Raw genomic sequence first — 16,305 nt, forward strand, 5'->3', positions numbered from 1 at the left:
ACCTTTAACCATAAATCGCTTCATTATTAATCATCGTTAAAACCCGTTCACATGAAAAGAGGTTTACGTGTGGTGCTAATGCCGTCATTAGCCCTGTATTTCCTATCCCAATCTGTATGCGCGCAGGACCTTGCCGCGGGCAGCCCGAGAAAAGCGCCCCCCGGTAATGAAAACACAGCAGACCTGCAACCTGATGAATCATCCCTGAAAACTGTGCTGCACCTGATCGAAGAAAAGTTCAGGGTGTCTATTGCCTATAAAAGCAACCTGGTAAAAAGCAGAAGGGTAGTGCTATCCGTCGCTGCCTGCCAGTCGCCGGAAGAAGCGCTGCTCAAGGCGCTTGCTCCCTTCCCGCTCCGGTATGAAAAACTGCGGGACCGGTTTTATATGGTCTCTGAAAAGCCGGAACCTGCCCCCGTCCCGCACGACGCCTCCGTGCACCAGCAACGCCCGGTAAAAGGTATTGTCCGCGATGAAAAGGGAACACCTGTCGCCGGCGTTACCGTGAAAGTGCCGGGTACCAGCATCGGCACCGTCACCGGTCCCGATGGCAGCTATACCATCAACGTGCCCAGCGGCGGCAACGATCAGCTGGAAATCACCTTCATCGGTTTTGAAACACAGCGTTTAGCCGTTGGCGATAGATCGCTGATCAACATCACCCTGAAAGAAGGCGCCAGCGCCCTCAACGAAATCGTAGTAACCGGCTATACCACCCAGCGTAAAAAAGATCTCACCGGTTCTGTAGCTGTAGTGAATATCGATAACCTCATCAAACAACCTTCTGCTCAGGTAACGGAACAGCTGCAGGGACAGGCTTCCGGAGTATCTGTCATCGGCTCCGGACAACCCGGCTCCTCACCACAGATCAGGATACGCGGCGTGAATACCTTCGGTACCAACTCGCCCCTGTATGTGGTGGACGGCGTACCTACTACAGATATCTCCGACCTCAATCCGAATGATGTGGCTACCCTCCAGGTACTGAAAGATGCCGGCGCCGCCTCTATCTATGGCGCACGCGCTTCCAACGGTGTTATCATCATCACTACCCGCCGCGGTAAAGGAAAGGTTTCCGTTACGTACGACGGCTACTACGGCCGCCAGTATCCTAAAAAAGGAAATGTATGGAATACCCTCAACCCCACGGAACAGGCGCAGCTGCGCTGGCTGGCATATAAAAACTCCGGCAGGGACCCCGGTACAGATCAATACGGTCACGGCCCGGATCCCGTAATACCGGATTATATCACGCCCTCCGGCGGCAAGGATGGCGACCCGGATACGGACCCCTCCAAATATTATGTAAACCCCAACTTTACAGATCAGGATGACTACAACAGCTTCCACCGTATCGTAAGAGCCAACAAGGCAGGTACCGACTGGTACCACGAAATATTCCGTCCTGCACCCATTACCAGCCACAACGTGGCAGTAAGCGGCGGCGGCGACAAAGGAAACTATCTCTTTTCCCTCAATTATTTTAATCAGCAGGGAACCTTAATGAATACCTACCTCAAAAGATATACGATCCGCTCCAACACGCAGTACAATGTTACGGATCATATCAGGGTAGGAGAGAACCTGGCCTTCTCCATGACTGACAACCCCGCCGTTGAAATCAATACCTCTGATGCCGCTATCGGACACGCTTTACGCGAGCAAAGCATTATCCCTGTATACGACATCAAAGGAAATTTTGCAGGCTCCTGGGGCGACGCACTCGGCGACGCGCAGAACCCGGTAGCCATGCAATACCGCACCCGCAACAACAAAGGACTCAACACCCGCCTGTTTGGTAACATCTACGGTGAGGCAGACTTCCTCAACAACTTTACTTTCCGCACCAGCTTCGGCGGTGAAATATATTCTTCCTGGTCACACTCTTTTACCTACCCGCAGTATGAAAATAAAGAGAATGCCACGCAGAACTCCTACTCTGAAAGCGCTACCAACGGACATAACTGGACCTGGACCAACACCCTGACCTTTCATAAACAGTTTAACAAGTCACACGACCTGAAAATACTGGCCGGTACGGAAGCATTCGACAGCCGCAACCGCAATGTTGGCGGTACCACCAAAGACTACTTTACCTTCGATCCCAATTTCCCGGATCTCTCAACAGGAACAGGTACGCAGACCAACTACAGCAACCGCTCCTGGGAAAGCCTGTATTCCCTGCTGGGCCGCGTAGATTATGCATTTAAAGATAAATACCTGATCAGCGCCACCATCCGCCGCGACGGATCTTCCAAATTCATCAACAATAAATTTGGCTGGTTCCCCGCTGTAACCGCCGGCTGGCGCCTCTCGCAGGAAGAATTCATGAAATCTGTTTCCTGGATATCTGACCTGAAAATCCGCGGTGGCTGGGGTGTAATGGGCAACCAGATGAACCTGAGCGTGAACAACGGCTACTTCCTCTATGGCGGCAGCCGCAGCTCCACCTATTACGACCTCGCCGGTACCAATAACAGCATCATCGCCGGTTTTGCCGGTGTGCAGATCGGTAACCCCGATGCGAAATGGGAACGTGATATCAACGCCAACTTCGGTCTGGATGCAACACTGTTCAACGGACAACTGGACTTTTCCGTGGACTACTACCGCAAAGATATCAAAGACCTCCTCTACAACCCTGAACTGCCGGGCCTCGCAGGCACCGCCAGCCAGCCGTTCATCAACATCGCGCAGATGAAAAACCACGGATTCGATTTCTCCGTTGGCTGGCACAAGGATATCACCCGCGACCTGAAACTGAATGTAACCGGTACGTTCACCACCTATAAAAATGAAATCCTGAAGATTGCCGACGGAGTGGATTATTTCGATGGCGACAGCCGCCGCTTTGATGGCAGCAACATCATTCGCAATGCGGTAGGACAGCCGGTTTCTTCTTTCTTCGGATATAAAATTATCGGATTCTGGAACAGCGATAAAGAAGTACAGGATGCTGATGAAAGCGCCCGGAAAATTACCAATAACAGAGATGCATTTTATCAGGATGGCGCCGGCAAAGGACGCTTCCGCTACCAGGATACCAACGGGGATGGCCTCATTACGCCGGAAGACCGTACCTTCCTCGGTAACCCGAACCCGGATTTCTCCTACGGCTTCAACATCGGCCTGACCTACAAGGGATTTGATTTCAGCATCTTCCTGTTCGGTACTCACGGTAATGAAATCTGGAATAACGTACGCTGGTGGCGCGATTTCTACCCGTCTTTCGATGGCGCGAAAAGCAAAACTGCCCTGTATAATTCCTGGACAGAAAACAACCACAACGCCAAAGCGCCTATCCAGGAAGTGGATGGCTCAGCCAGCACACAGAGCGTACCCAATTCCTACATGGTGGAAAATGGTTCCTACCTGCGCGCTAAAAATATGCAGATCGGATATACACTCCCCGCAAAAGCGTTGGCGCGTTACCGTGTGCAGAAACTGCGTATCTACCTGCAGGCTGCCAACCTCTTTACCATCACAAAATACTCCGGTATAGATCCTGAAATCGGCGGCTCCGATATTACAGACTTTGGCGTGGATGAAGGCGCATACCCCAATCAACGCCAGTTCCTGATCGGTGTTAACCTGGGTTTTTAAACTTAAAAATGTATGACTATGAAATCGATTTCTCATATAGTGCTGGGCGCTGCCATCCTGACTATCGCAGCGGCAGGATGCAGTAAAGGTTTCCTCGAACGCGCACCGCAATCTTCCCTGCAGGAAGAGGCGCTGACCAATAAAAAAGGAGTGAACACCCTGCTGATAGGCGCTTACGGCGCACTGGACGGCCAGGACTTTAACGACGGTAACATGACGGATCTGGCAGGCGGCAGCGGCTATGGCGTGTCTCCGGACAACTGGATCTACGGCAGCGTGGCCGGCGGCGATGCGCACAAAGGCAGCGATCCCGGCGACGTCGCAGCGGCACTGCAGATCGTCACCTTCCAGGCCAACGCATCCAACAGCTTCTTCAACGATAAATGGCGCGTGAACTTCGAAGGTATCCGCCGCTGTAACTTCACCCTGCATGTGCTGGCCAACGTACAGGACATGACGCCGGATGAAAGGAAACAGGTGGCCGGCGAAGCCCGCTTCCTGCGCGCACACTACTACAGCGACCTGAAAAAGATGTTCGACAAGGTGCCCTGGGCAGATGAAAATGCAGCAGATTATAAAAACCTGCATGTAGATGATTTTAAAATACCGAACGACAAAGACGTATGGCCGATGATCGAAGCGGATTTTAAATTCGCAATGGATAACCTGTCCGAGGCAAAAGGCGAAATAGGCCGGGCCAACAAATGGGCAGCAGCAGCTTATCTCGCTAAAACATATCTGTATCAGAAAAAATATGCGGAAGCGGCGCCCATCCTGGAAAATGTTATCAATAACGGCGTTACCGGCAAAGGGCTTCATTTCGATCTCATGGAAAATTTCCATGATAATTTCGATGCCTTTACAGAGAATAACAAGGAAGCGGTATTTTCCATACAATACAGCGCCAACGACGGTTCCGGCGGTACCGGAAATGCCAACCAGGGCCAGATGCTGAACTATCCCTACAACGGGCCTTTCAGCTGCTGCGGCTTCTATCAGCCATCCCAGGACCTCGTGAATTCATTCCGTACCAGCGCTACCGGATTACCATACCTTGACGATTATAACGACCATGGCGTTGTCAGCGACCTCGGCAAAAGTTCAGATCAGCCATTTACGCCGGATGAGGGATTCCTGGATCCGCGGCTCGACTGGACCGTAGGCCGCCGCGGTATTCCTTTCCTGGATTGGGGCCTGCATCCGGGTAGAGACTGGATCCGTAACCAGAACTCCGCCGGCCCTTACTCTGCCCTGAAAAATGTATACATGCAGGTGAACCAGGATAAATATTACGATGGTAACGGCTGGGCCCCTGGTAATGCTATCAACTATGTACTGATCCGTTTTGCAGACGTATTGCTGATGGCGGCAGAATGCCAGGCCAACCTGGGCAACTACGCCAAAGCAGGCGAATATATCAACCGGGTACGTACCCGCGCAGGCAACCCTGCCGGCTTTGTAAAAACATATATAGATCCGGAAGATCCCATGGGCGGCACTACCGGCACACCCGCTGCCAATTACCGCGTCAGCCCCTATCCGCTCAGTATGTTCACCGGAAAGGATTTCACCATGAAGGCAATACGGTTTGAACGTAAGCTGGAACTGGCCATGGAAGGACACCGCTTTTTCGACCTGGTACGCTGGGGCATTGCACAGACAGAACTGAACAAGTATTTCAGATTTGAAGTGCAGATTGCTTCCGATATCACCGGCGGCAACTTCGCCCCCCGCAATAACTATTACCCGATACCGCAACGCCAGATCGATCTGAGCGTGAAGAACGGAAAGTCTGTATTGACACAGAATACAGGCTACTAATATATTACGCCGGAAAGCGCAGGGCAGTTTTGTAGCAGAGGATGAATGCATTACAAAACTTTGCCGCGAACTGCTTTGCGCTTTTTCACGGCGGCTTTCACCCGTATTTAAATCATTCACATGAAACACAGCTATTACCTGGCTTTGTTAATGGCATGCGCATTGCCCGCAAAAGCCCAGCAACGCTGGACGGTAGCCGATAAGGTCCTGGACCGCTCCTGGAAAATACAGTCTTCTGCAGTCGCGGCGGAAGACGGAAAACTCGTCTCCTCAGCCGGATACAATGCTGCCGGCTGGTACCCTGCCATCGTACCTGGCACAGTTATGTCTGCCCTGGTGGAGAATAAAGTGTACAAAGATGTGTTCTTCGACAAAAACATGGAGAAGATCCCCGGCGACCGCTTCAACGCACCCTGGTGGCACCGCACTACTTTTGATCTGCCGCAGCCCGCAGCCGGACAGGTAGTACAGCTGCTGTTCAACGGTATCAACTACCGTGCAGACATCTGGCTGAACGGTCAGCAGATCGCGGCTGCCGATACCATCCGCGGCGGTTTCCGCCGCTTCCGGTTTGATGTCAGCCATATAGTACGCAAAGGCGTAAACGTACTGGCAGTAAAAGTAACCGCTCCCGGCAAAGGCGAACCCACGCTGGGTTTCGTGGACTGGAACCCGGCGCCGCCCGATCATAACATGGGCATCTGGCGCGATGTGCATGTACTGCTGACGGGGCCTGTTGCCCTTACTCAACCTTTCGTGCAGACAACCCTCGACACCGTTACTTTAAAGCGTGCATCCGTTAACGTGAGCACCCTGCTAACGAACCACTCCGGCAATTCCGTGGAAGGTACGCTGCAGGGCCGGATTGGCAGCAATATCCTCATCTCCCGGAAAGTATCGCTGCCGCCGCACAGCGCGCAGAAAATTGTGTTCTCCCCAAAGGAATACCCGCAACTGAATATTGATAATCCCCGCGTATGGTGGACCCGCGACCTCGGCAAGCCGGAACTTTACCAGCTGCAGCTGCAGTTTACAGCAGGTACAACGCTCACGGATACACGTCAGCTGCGTTTCGGTATCCGTACAGTATCAGATTACATCAATGAAGACGGACACCGCGGCTACCGGCTCAATGGCCGTAAGCTGCTGATACGCGGCGGTGGCTGGACAGATCCCATGCTGCTCAACGCTACGCCGGAATATGAACGCGCCGGCATCGAATATGCCGTGCATATGAACCTCAACACCATCCGCATGGAAGGCTTCTGGGGCAGCAATCATCATCTCTATGATCTCTGCGATCAGAAAGGTCTGCTGATAATGGCCGGCTGGAGCGCACAATGGGAATGGGATAACTATTTCGGTGCACCGGCAGGCGATTTTGGCGGTATTCAAACGGCGGAACAACAGGAGGTGGTAGCACAGTCCTGGAAAGATCAGATCGTATGGTTACGTAACCACCCTTCCGTTTTTGCCTGGGTATATGGCAGTGATAAATTGCCGCTGCCTGAGCTGGAACGCCGCTACGAAAGCATATTGGCGGAATACGATCCTACCCGCCCCGCACTCAGCTCCGCGCACGATAACACCAGCGAAGTATCCGGACCTGCTGCAGTTAAAATGCGTGGTCCCTACGATTACGTGCCCCCGGTTTACTGGTATGTGGATGATAAGAACGGCGGCGCCTTTGGTTTCAATACGGAAACAGGCCCCGGTCCTGAAGTGCCCTACCTGGAAAGCCTGAAGAAAATGATTCCGGAAGATTCGCTATGGCCCTTCAGCAGCTCCTGGATGTATCATGCTGCCCGCGGGGAATTCAACAACCTGGATAATTACAACAATGCCATGGTAAATCGTTTAGGCGGATACGTAAGTCTGCATGATTACCTGCGCAAAGCACAATACCTCAACTACGAAGGCATGCGCGCCATGATGGAAGCCTTTATGGCCAACCGTCCGCGTGCTACCGGCATCATCCAATGGATGTATAACTCCTCCTGGCCCAAGCTGTGGTGGCAGCTGTATGATTATTATCTGCTGCCCACAGCGGCCTTCTATGGCGCCCGTAAAGCAGGAGAGCCGCTGCACATTTCCTACAATTACGGCAGCCATCAGGTAGATGTGGTCAATAATACCGGCGTAACCGCGCCTCCGCTACAGGCACTGATCCGCGTACTGGATACAAACCTGAAAACGGTCTGGCAGCTGGATACCATAGTAAACAACCTGCCGGCGCAGGATGCTGTCCGTTTACCGGCACTCCCGGCCATGCCGCCAGGTACGCAGTGGTACCTCGATCTGAAGCTGAAATCAAAACAGCAGCCGGTAAGCCGGAATTTTTATGTGCTCTCTGCTACACCGGATGCACTGGATACCGCTAAAACAAACTGGTATATCACACCACAGCAAACCTATGCCGATCTGAAGCAGCTGCAGCAGCTGCCTTTGGTGAAGCCGGATATGCGGACGCAGTTCTCCCGCCGCGGCGATACTACCCTCGCCCGCGTTACACTGAAGAACACCGGCAGCCAGCCCGCCCTGATGATACATTTGGACCTGCGCGGGAAAAACAGCGGCGCTGCCATTGTACCGGTATTCTGGGAAGACAATGACTTTACATTGCTGCCGGGAGAAAGCATCACGGTTAACGGGTACTGCTATACGAAAAATCTGGAGCAACAGCCGCCGGCAGTATCGCTCAGCGGATGGAACATCACGCCAATTACACAATAATGAAACGTAACTATTATATCGTCGGGCTGATTATGCTCACCTTCTTCGTGATCTCTTTTCTCACGAATGTAACAGGGCCGCTGGTACCGGATATCATCCATGGTTTCCGGCTGAGTCTCTCCATGGTAGCGCTGCTGCCGTTCGCCTTCTTCATCGCATACGGCGTCATGTCTATACCTGCCGGTATGCTGATTGAAAAATACAAGGAGAAGAAAATCATGATAGCGGCCTTCCTGGTGGCCTTCTGCGGATCGCTGCTGCTGGCGTTGTTTCCCAACTACCTCACGGCGATACTGTCCCTGTTCCTGATAGGCTGCGGGATGGCGATGCTGCAGGTGGTAATTAATCCGCTGCTGCGCACCTCCGGCGGAGAAGAGCATTATGCCTTCAATTCCGTGCTGGCGCAGCTGATATTCGGACTGGCCTCTTTTGTGAGCCCGCTCGTGTATTCGTACCTGGTAGTAAATATTCATAACGGCACTTTGCCGCAATTGGCGGCGCTGACGCCGCCTGGTCTGCCCTGGATATCCCTTTACTGGCTATTTACCGTGATCTGCCTGCTGATGGTGCTGATCATTTTTCTCTCAAAATTCCCCAAAGTGGAACTGACTGCGGAAGAAGTGGCAGGTCCGGTTAAAACGCACCTGGACCTGCTGCGCAAACCGGTGGTAGTATTGTATTTCTTTGCCCTCTTTTGCTATGTGGGCACAGAGCAGGGCATTGCCAACTGGATTTCCCAGTTCCTGTACACCTATCACCATTACGATCCGCAAACCACCGGGGCCAATGCAGTGGCCTGGTTCTGGGGACTGATGACGGCAGGCGGTGTGTTGGGATTACTGCTACTGAAATTACTGGACAGCCGCAAAGTGCTGACAGGCTTCACGTTGCTGGCCATCATCAGTTTTTCGCTGGCACTGTTTGGCAAAGGATCCGTAGCGCTGCTGGCTTTCCCGATGGTGGGCTTCTTTGCTTCTGTGATGTATCCGATTATTTTTTCACTCGCCCTAAACTCTGTAACAGAGCATCATGGCTCTTTTTCAGGGATCCTTGTCACCGGTATCATTGGCGGGGCGATCCTGCCTTTGATTATCGGCTGGCTGGGAGATCACTGGGGGCTGCGTACCGGTATGTGTTTTCTGTATCTGACGATGATTTACATCGGGCTGATCGGCTTCTGGGCAAAACCTGTCATCACCAACAAAACAATCTCCTTATAATTCGGACCATTGCAGTCCTTCCGGTAACCGGCGGTCAGTGAATTCAATATGCACTACCCGCCGGTTGCTACCGCCGGTACTGCGGGAAGAGGCATGCAGCAGCAACGGACGCATGATCATGATGCCCCCTTTTTTAACAGGGCAGCTGACTTCCGGCGTTGCCTGCAGATCCAGCAGCTCCGGACGTTGTACGCCACGCAGATGAGAACCGGGAATCACTTTCAGCGCACCGTTTTTTTCGTTGGTATCATCCAGGTGTATACGGATGGTGTAATTGTGCTCCAGTATATCCAACGGCGGCTGCACAGCGTACTGGTTATGCTTCACTGTCCACGGACCAAAGCCTTCCAGCTGAATACGCTTGTCAACGGAAATGGTCAGATCCTGATGCCAGGCTACAAACCAGTTGGATTGCCCCGGCTTATCAAAATAGATGGACTTCACCGGAAAATAATCAGGACCAAATAAGGCATGGATAATATGCAGCAGGGCGGGCGTGAATACCTGCACCTGTACGCCGGGCACCACTCTCAGGAACTGCCGTATCGCAAACAGATCCTGCGTTTTACGAAAAGCAGGGTGGGAGCTGTCTGCCTGCCCGATAGCATCAATTATTGCTGCTACCGCTGCTTCGTCAAATACATCTTCTATCACCGTATATCCCTGTGAAGCCAGCGCGGCGCTATGTGCGGTTAAATCCATGGTATCTTCCGTTATTCTCTCCAAATATACATCTTCACTGTTGATCCGCATATTCATTTACCCACCGGAATTTGTAGTTGTTAAGTCTGTACTGTGCTGAATTTTTTCTCTTCAGTCGTATGGTGGCATTTTTATTATCTACTTTACCAGTGAGCACCAATTCATCATTTTGTGGCCGGGCATAATGAAATTCCATATCTGACAGATTGCTGCGAATGTTAATCATACTTAGTTCATTCCGGATTGTATCCGTTTTCAGCCGGAAGTGCGTTTTATCTCCCTGAATATCCCTGATAACCGCATAGCTGATGCTATTTATGTAGAGATCATTCCAGGTAACGATGCCTACAGGCGACATGTATATCACCTCATAACCACCGGCAATGGGCCCCGGCGCCTGCGTCTGCCGGACCTTACAGGTGATGAAGGTCTTACGGGCCTGCAGAGAGATGACAAGAATAAAAGGCAGACAGGTCATTGTGATACGTATCATACGGGGCCATGTATCTATGAATAATGGCGGCGGAGGGGACGGAGAAACCGGTTGGTTCAGGAAGAAGAAATTCAGCAGCCTGCGGCTGTCCGGAATAAGTATAAACCACGATATCAGGAACAGATGTATGGATAATATTTTCACTGGTATATCGTAGGTAAGGTTCATCATGGCAATATTGGCGGTAAGCCCTATCGACAGCAGCGCACCTGCTATTTTTGTGCGCCTGAACAGCAGCAGTGCGCCTGAAAGTATCTCCAGTATGCCTGTAAATGCCGTATAGGCGTAGGAGTAACCCATGAAAGACCACAGCACCTCCATCGGCGATTTTTCGCCGAAACGCTGATCCAGTCCGGAAAAGGAAGTTGCGCCGAACTGCGTTCCCATCACCTTGATAATACCATAGGTAAACATGCAGGAGGCAAGGCCATAGCGGAGCAACTCCATGAAAAGGAAGGCCGGCCTGTCATCATTTTTTCTGCGCTTGTCTGCTATCTGCCATATCAGGGTTGCTGTAAATGCTATCACCAGCAGACAGAAAACCAACAGATAGTTGTAGGAGGTATCACCATACCGGATCGTACTTTCTGAGATAAAATAATCCCTGTCAATGAGCAGCTTACCCGCCAGCGTTACCGGCTTATCCCAGAAATAATCAGGTAACAGGCCACCTGGTGTAAACATGGTCTGCACCGCAAAGATGAAGAAATAAACGGCCAGAAAACGGAAGATGAAAGTCTTTATGATCTTCATCGGATAAGGGTTAAATTACCTTTGAATGAAAACACTTCTCCGCTCTCACAGATCGTCTGAATGAAATAGATATAAGTTCCTGCCGGCGCAAAATGGCCGTTGGACAAGCGCCCGTTCCAGCCTGCGCCCGGCGTATTTATCTGAAAGCGTTGCTTTTCAAATACCAGCGTGCCCCATCTGTCATACACCTGCAGAAAGGCTACTTCTTTCACGCCCTTACCTTTCGGATAGAAAAAGTCGTTCTGTCCGTCCTGATTGGGCGTGAAGGCATTGGGCAGGAAAATAGCGCTCTGCCGGCAGAGCACATGCACGGTAATATCGTCTTTCCCGATGCAGCCATACCTGTTCTCGCCTGCGAGGGTATAGGTGGTACTGAGGTTAGGCGTCACCTGGATGGTAGCGCAGTAAGGGCAGTCAATTCCTGCTGCGGGCGTCCATCTCCAGCGGAGTACATCATTGGTGCCGCTGGCAGTAAGATACAGCGGAACGCCTGCCATGATTTCCCGGTCAGGGCCGGCCTGTACGGTAGGAGTAGGATTTACGCGCACCTGCACGGTGGCTTCATCGGAGAAGCAACCGTCTCTGTCTTTCCCGGTTACTTTATAGGTATAACTGCCTGTTTGGGTGATAGTAGCAATGGGAGATGCCTTATCCGGATTGTTCAGCCCGGCGCCTTCCCATTTGTAAAAGTCGGTACCCCACGCACGCAGCGGTAATTTATCACCCAGGCATAACGAGGTATCCGGTGTGCTGCCTATCTTGAAAGGCTGTACCACACGCAGTTTTATGGTATTGTAATCAACGCAGCCATTCGGTGCGGTCACTTTTACCTGGTAGCTGGTAGTCGCCGCCGGACTTGCTACCGGCGTAGCGCTGAAAGGATTATCCAGTCCTGCCGCAGGCATCCATTCATACGTACCTCCGCCGCCGGCTGTAAAGGTGGTACTGTTGTTCAGGCAGATAAATTCTACCGGTGTGCTGGCATTGATAACCGGCAATGGCTGCACCAGCAGCGGATGTTCTGCACTGGCGCCGCATCCGTCTTTACTCATAACGGAAACGGTTATACGTGTTTCTCCTTCCCGGATATACTGCTGCTGACCCGGATCGGCAAGGGTTGATTGCTGTCCGTTCCCCAGATCCCACTTCCAGGTAACATCTGCGGACTCCGTTACCTTGCCGGCTATATTGATTAATTCCCGGATACAGGCTTTGTCCGGCGCGGTAATGGTAACTACCGGTGTCGGGTATACGTTGACGGTAGCAGTGGCTGTTTTTTCACAGCCGTATACTGTTTTTACATGCAGGCTGAAATCATATTTCCCGGTTTTATCCAGGTGAAAAACGGGCTTCACCGGCGTCGGATCTTTCGGCGTCAGGGAGGGGTCATATGTCCAGGCATAGGCGCCGGGCTTCTTCAGCTCATCGATGGAGTAGCTGTTGAACTCCGGCGCAAAGGTGAGGTCACCTGCTGAACAGATAAACGCAGGATCATGTGGCAGCTTGATATCCAGCTTATCGATAACGATGGGATTATCAAGGAACGCGCTGCCTTTACAACCTGTTTCATCCTGCATGATGAGCCTGGGCTTGTAGATGCCCGGTACAATGAATTTGTGGCTGATCTCCAGGTTGGGCGTCTGTTCTACCACACCGTCCGTAAAATCCCAGGTGAAACTCACCGCATTTTTTACTCTGGCTTTAAAGGTGATTTCCTTTTCGAGGCAGCCGCCTTCTGCGCTGGCGCTGATTTCTGCATAAGGACCGCTGACAATGATAAACTCTTCGGTTTCATCTTCCGTATCAGCATCTCCTTTTACTTTGAGTATTACTTTGTAACGGCCGGATTCTGCATAGATATGAGAAGGGAAGGCAAGGGTAGAAGTGCTGCCATCGCCGAAATCCCAGAAGCAGGTAGCGTAGTTGATGGAGGTATTCTGGAAATAATATACCACCGGCGCACATTTACCTCCGTTGACAAAACTGTAGGTATACTTGAAACCTGCTCCCACACGGGATACCTTTACTTTCCGGGTGGTTTCGTGTTCGCAGCCGTCGCTGTCCTTAACCCGGAGGGTAATGGTATACAGTCCCTTGTTGGGGTAGGTATGATTCGGATTTCTTTCTGCAGAAGTACTGCCATCACCGAAATCCCACTGCCAGGAGATAATATCCGCGCCAACGCCCTGCGACTGATCGTAGAAATACACGGTACTGCCCGGCGCCACAATATCATTATCAGGATAGAACATGGCAATAGGACCGTTTACCTGCAGGGTTTTGGCGTCATATACGCTGGTACATCCGTCTTTGTCCGTTATCTTCATCCGTGGCCTTATGGCTGCTCCGGCAGCCAGGTAGGTATGTTTAAACGGCGGACTGGTAAAGGTTTCCTTGAAACTGTCATCGCCGTATTCCCATTCCCATTTCTGAATACCACTGCTGTAGGTGAGGTCAGAAGCGTCTGTAAATGTTACTTCGCGGTCGCGGCAGCCTACAAAGGACGGCATGTTGTAATTGGCAACAGGCCCGCGTACCGTTACCGGTATGATATTACTTTTATCGATACAGCCCTGCAGATTGACGCCATAAAACTGCAGATCCACTTTTCCCGGCGCCATGACAGGGTAGGTGAAGGAGGTATTGTAATTATACCACCAGTCTTTGGGTTCGCCGTTAGCATACCATTGGTAGCGGTCGAGTATGGAGCGGTCATACTGTGTAAGGGTGGCGGTCACCTGATCGGTGCTGCACATAACGGTTTTATTGGCGGTGATGGTGAGCGGCGATGGTGCAATTACCCTGACAGACATGGTTTCAAAGGTGGTGCACCTACCATCGGAGGTGGTGAGCTTTACGGTATAAACACCGGATTTATCGTAAATATGTTTGATCGGGTTACTGCGTGTGGTGTAGGAAGTATCGCTTTTGCCGTCTCCCCAGCTCCATGTCCAGCTGGTAGCGCCGAGGGAGGCTTCTGTAAAGCTGAGCGTAGTACGGTTGTCGCAGTCAATGCTATTCTGGTAGAATCGCGGAAACGGATTTACGGTTGTGATGTACGCTTTTTTGGTAATGGTATTGGAGCAGCTGTGGTTGTAAACCGTCAGCGTTATATCGTAAGTGCCTGGTTCCAGGTAGCTGTGCGTATAGTTTTTCCCGGAGCCGCCCCTGCCGTCGCCGGTCTGCCATTCCCAGCGGTTACCAATGTCTGACTGATCGATGAACCGTGTACCGGAGTTACCGCATACTGTCGGCGCATCGGGAGAGGTGAATTCCGGCGTAGGTTTTTTATAGACGGAAATGGAATTAGTACAGTTCACCACGCCGGTACAGCCGTTCTTTGTTTCGTAGGTGAGTGTGGCGCGGTATACGCCGGCCTTGCTGTATTCGTGCTGCGGACTGGCTTCATTGGAAGCAGGTGTGCCGTCACCGAAATTCCAGGTATATTTTTTTATTTCATCGTTGCTGTTGGAACTCACATAGGCGTAATAGTTAGCCTTGAGGCCCTCGCAGCCGTCGGTGTTATTGGAGTAGGCTTCAACGGTGGTGTTGCTGACATATACATATCCGTCCGCTCTGCTGCTGCACCCGCTTTTGTTGGTAGCAGTGACATTGACATGGAAAGAGCCTTGCGTGCTAAAGGTATGTTTAGGATTTTGTTCTGCAGAGCTGCTGCCATCACCGAAACTCCACTGCCATTTATCTGCATTTTTGCTGTCTGCTTTAAAGTCCAGGGTTACCGGTACCTGACAGAATGGTTTGCGGTCGTAGTCAAGATTTACCGAAGGTGATTCATTTACCGTCAGCGTTTTTTCCACCACATCCTGACAGGCGCCATAGCGGGCTGTCAGCTTTACTTTCATGGGGCCTGCGGTATTGGGCGTCAGATACAGTGCAGATGAACCAGACCAGTAGTACTGGCCATTAACCTCCCAGGTCACATCATAATTGGAAAGCTGCGGGTAGTAGCTGGGCGTGATAGTAATGTTGCTGTTGGTACATATCAGTGCCGGCGCTGTAAAGTCAGTTTTGTAGTTGGCCACATTAATATCGCTCACGGTATGGGTAGCCTTGCAGTTTCGTTCATTCGTTACCGTTAATGATATGCTGTGGGTACCTTTGGCAGTGATATGATATTTGCCGGGGTCTTTCAGGGCAGAGGTGGTGCCGTCATCGAATTCCCATTTATACTTCAGGGTTCCGGGGCCGCTGGAAGTATTGGTAAAGAATACATCCACTGGTTCCCGGCAGAGCATTTTTTCCGGTACATTGAAGCTGGCAGTGAGTCTGCCGGCTACATCTGCCATATCGTTAATGGTTTTATAGCTGGTGCAGCCCTGTACGTCAGTAACGGTTAACGTTACCGGATATACGCCGGGCAGGCGGTCATACATATGGCTGATGGTACTGCCCCCGCTGGTAACACTGCCGTCTCCGAAGTCCCAGGTAAAGCTGGCAGCCGGCTGGGCCAGGGGATCCTTATCAGGATTATAGGTAAAAGCAGGTTCAAACGGAATACACCCTTTGGAGGAAGAAATGCTGAAATCCACTTTGGGCTTGGGATATACCGGTGTAATATCTTTGGTGACAACATTAGACGTACCGGACGCATCTTTTATGGTCAGCTTTACGGTAAAGGTGCGTTTGCCTGCCGGATAATCTTTTGCATAGTAGGTGGTAGCAGGATTTTTGGCGGTAGACGTATAGCCGTTACCGAAATCCCATAACCAGGAAGTGGGGGTGCCGGTGGAAAGATCCGTAAACTGAACGACGGCTGATTCACACGGATTGTTGCCTTTGAAGCTGAAATCGGCTTTCAGCTGAGCCAGTACGGAAGCCGGTAGAATAATGCTGCACAGAAAAATTACTGAGATAACAAATTTGCGTCCGGTAGGGATAGACAGATACATCGTAGTTGCTTGGTATATAGAACTCCAAATTACGCCGGTTTTTTGAATTATACAGCTGTGTGAAGCCCTG

The 16,305-nt window shown here is 51.5% G+C and carries 7 protein-coding genes; 4 read left to right on the plus strand and 3 right to left on the minus strand.

From position 1 onward, the window contains the following. The first annotated feature begins 51 nt into the window (after window positions 1–51). The 4 genes from GWG06_RS10645 (at window position 52) to GWG06_RS10660 (ending at window position 9,377) form a co-directional block, all read left to right on the plus strand. Window positions 52–3,603 (plus strand): SusC/RagA family TonB-linked outer membrane protein, encoded by a 3,552-nt coding sequence (locus tag GWG06_RS10645; protein WP_160713146.1) that lies wholly within the window; start codon window positions 52–54, stop codon window positions 3,601–3,603. 18 nt (window positions 3,604–3,621) lie between these two features. Further along, window positions 3,622–5,424, plus strand: a complete 1,803-nt coding sequence (locus tag GWG06_RS10650; RefSeq protein WP_235938265.1) for a RagB/SusD family nutrient uptake outer membrane protein — start codon at window positions 3,622–3,624, stop codon at window positions 5,422–5,424. A gap of 120 nt (window positions 5,425–5,544) precedes the next feature. Then, window positions 5,545–8,157, plus strand: a complete 2,613-nt coding sequence (locus tag GWG06_RS10655; RefSeq protein ID WP_160713150.1) for a glycoside hydrolase family 2 protein — start codon at window positions 5,545–5,547, stop codon at window positions 8,155–8,157. Continuing rightward, window positions 8,157–9,377, plus strand: a complete 1,221-nt coding sequence (locus GWG06_RS10660) for an MFS transporter (protein WP_127037407.1) — start codon at window positions 8,157–8,159, stop codon at window positions 9,375–9,377. Before GWG06_RS10655 ends, GWG06_RS10660 begins: the two co-directional genes overlap by 1 nt. Here the strand turns inward: GWG06_RS10660 and GWG06_RS10665 are convergent. From GWG06_RS10665 to GWG06_RS10675, 3 genes are read right to left on the minus strand one after another with little or no spacing between them, the layout of a single operon-like run. Next, window positions 9,372–10,136, minus strand: coding sequence for a phytanoyl-CoA dioxygenase family protein (locus GWG06_RS10665; protein ID WP_235938268.1), 765 nt, complete (start codon window positions 10,134–10,136; stop codon window positions 9,372–9,374). The two genes, GWG06_RS10660 and GWG06_RS10665, sit on opposite strands and share 6 nt — an antisense overlap. Further along, window positions 10,114–11,325, minus strand: coding sequence for a hypothetical protein (locus GWG06_RS10670; RefSeq protein ID WP_160713154.1), 1,212 nt, complete (start codon window positions 11,323–11,325; stop codon window positions 10,114–10,116). The genes GWG06_RS10665 and GWG06_RS10670 overlap by 23 nt, the downstream gene beginning before the upstream one ends. Beyond that, on the minus strand, window positions 11,322–16,235 hold the full coding sequence (locus GWG06_RS10675; RefSeq protein WP_160713156.1) for a PKD domain-containing protein: 4,914 nt from the start codon (window positions 16,233–16,235) through the stop codon (window positions 11,322–11,324). Before GWG06_RS10675 ends, GWG06_RS10670 begins: the two co-directional genes overlap by 4 nt. Between the last annotated feature and the right edge of the window lie 70 nt (window positions 16,236–16,305).

The organism is Chitinophaga solisilvae (genome assembly GCF_009928525.1).
Lineage (GTDB): Bacteria > Bacteroidota > Bacteroidia > Chitinophagales > Chitinophagaceae > Chitinophaga > Chitinophaga solisilvae.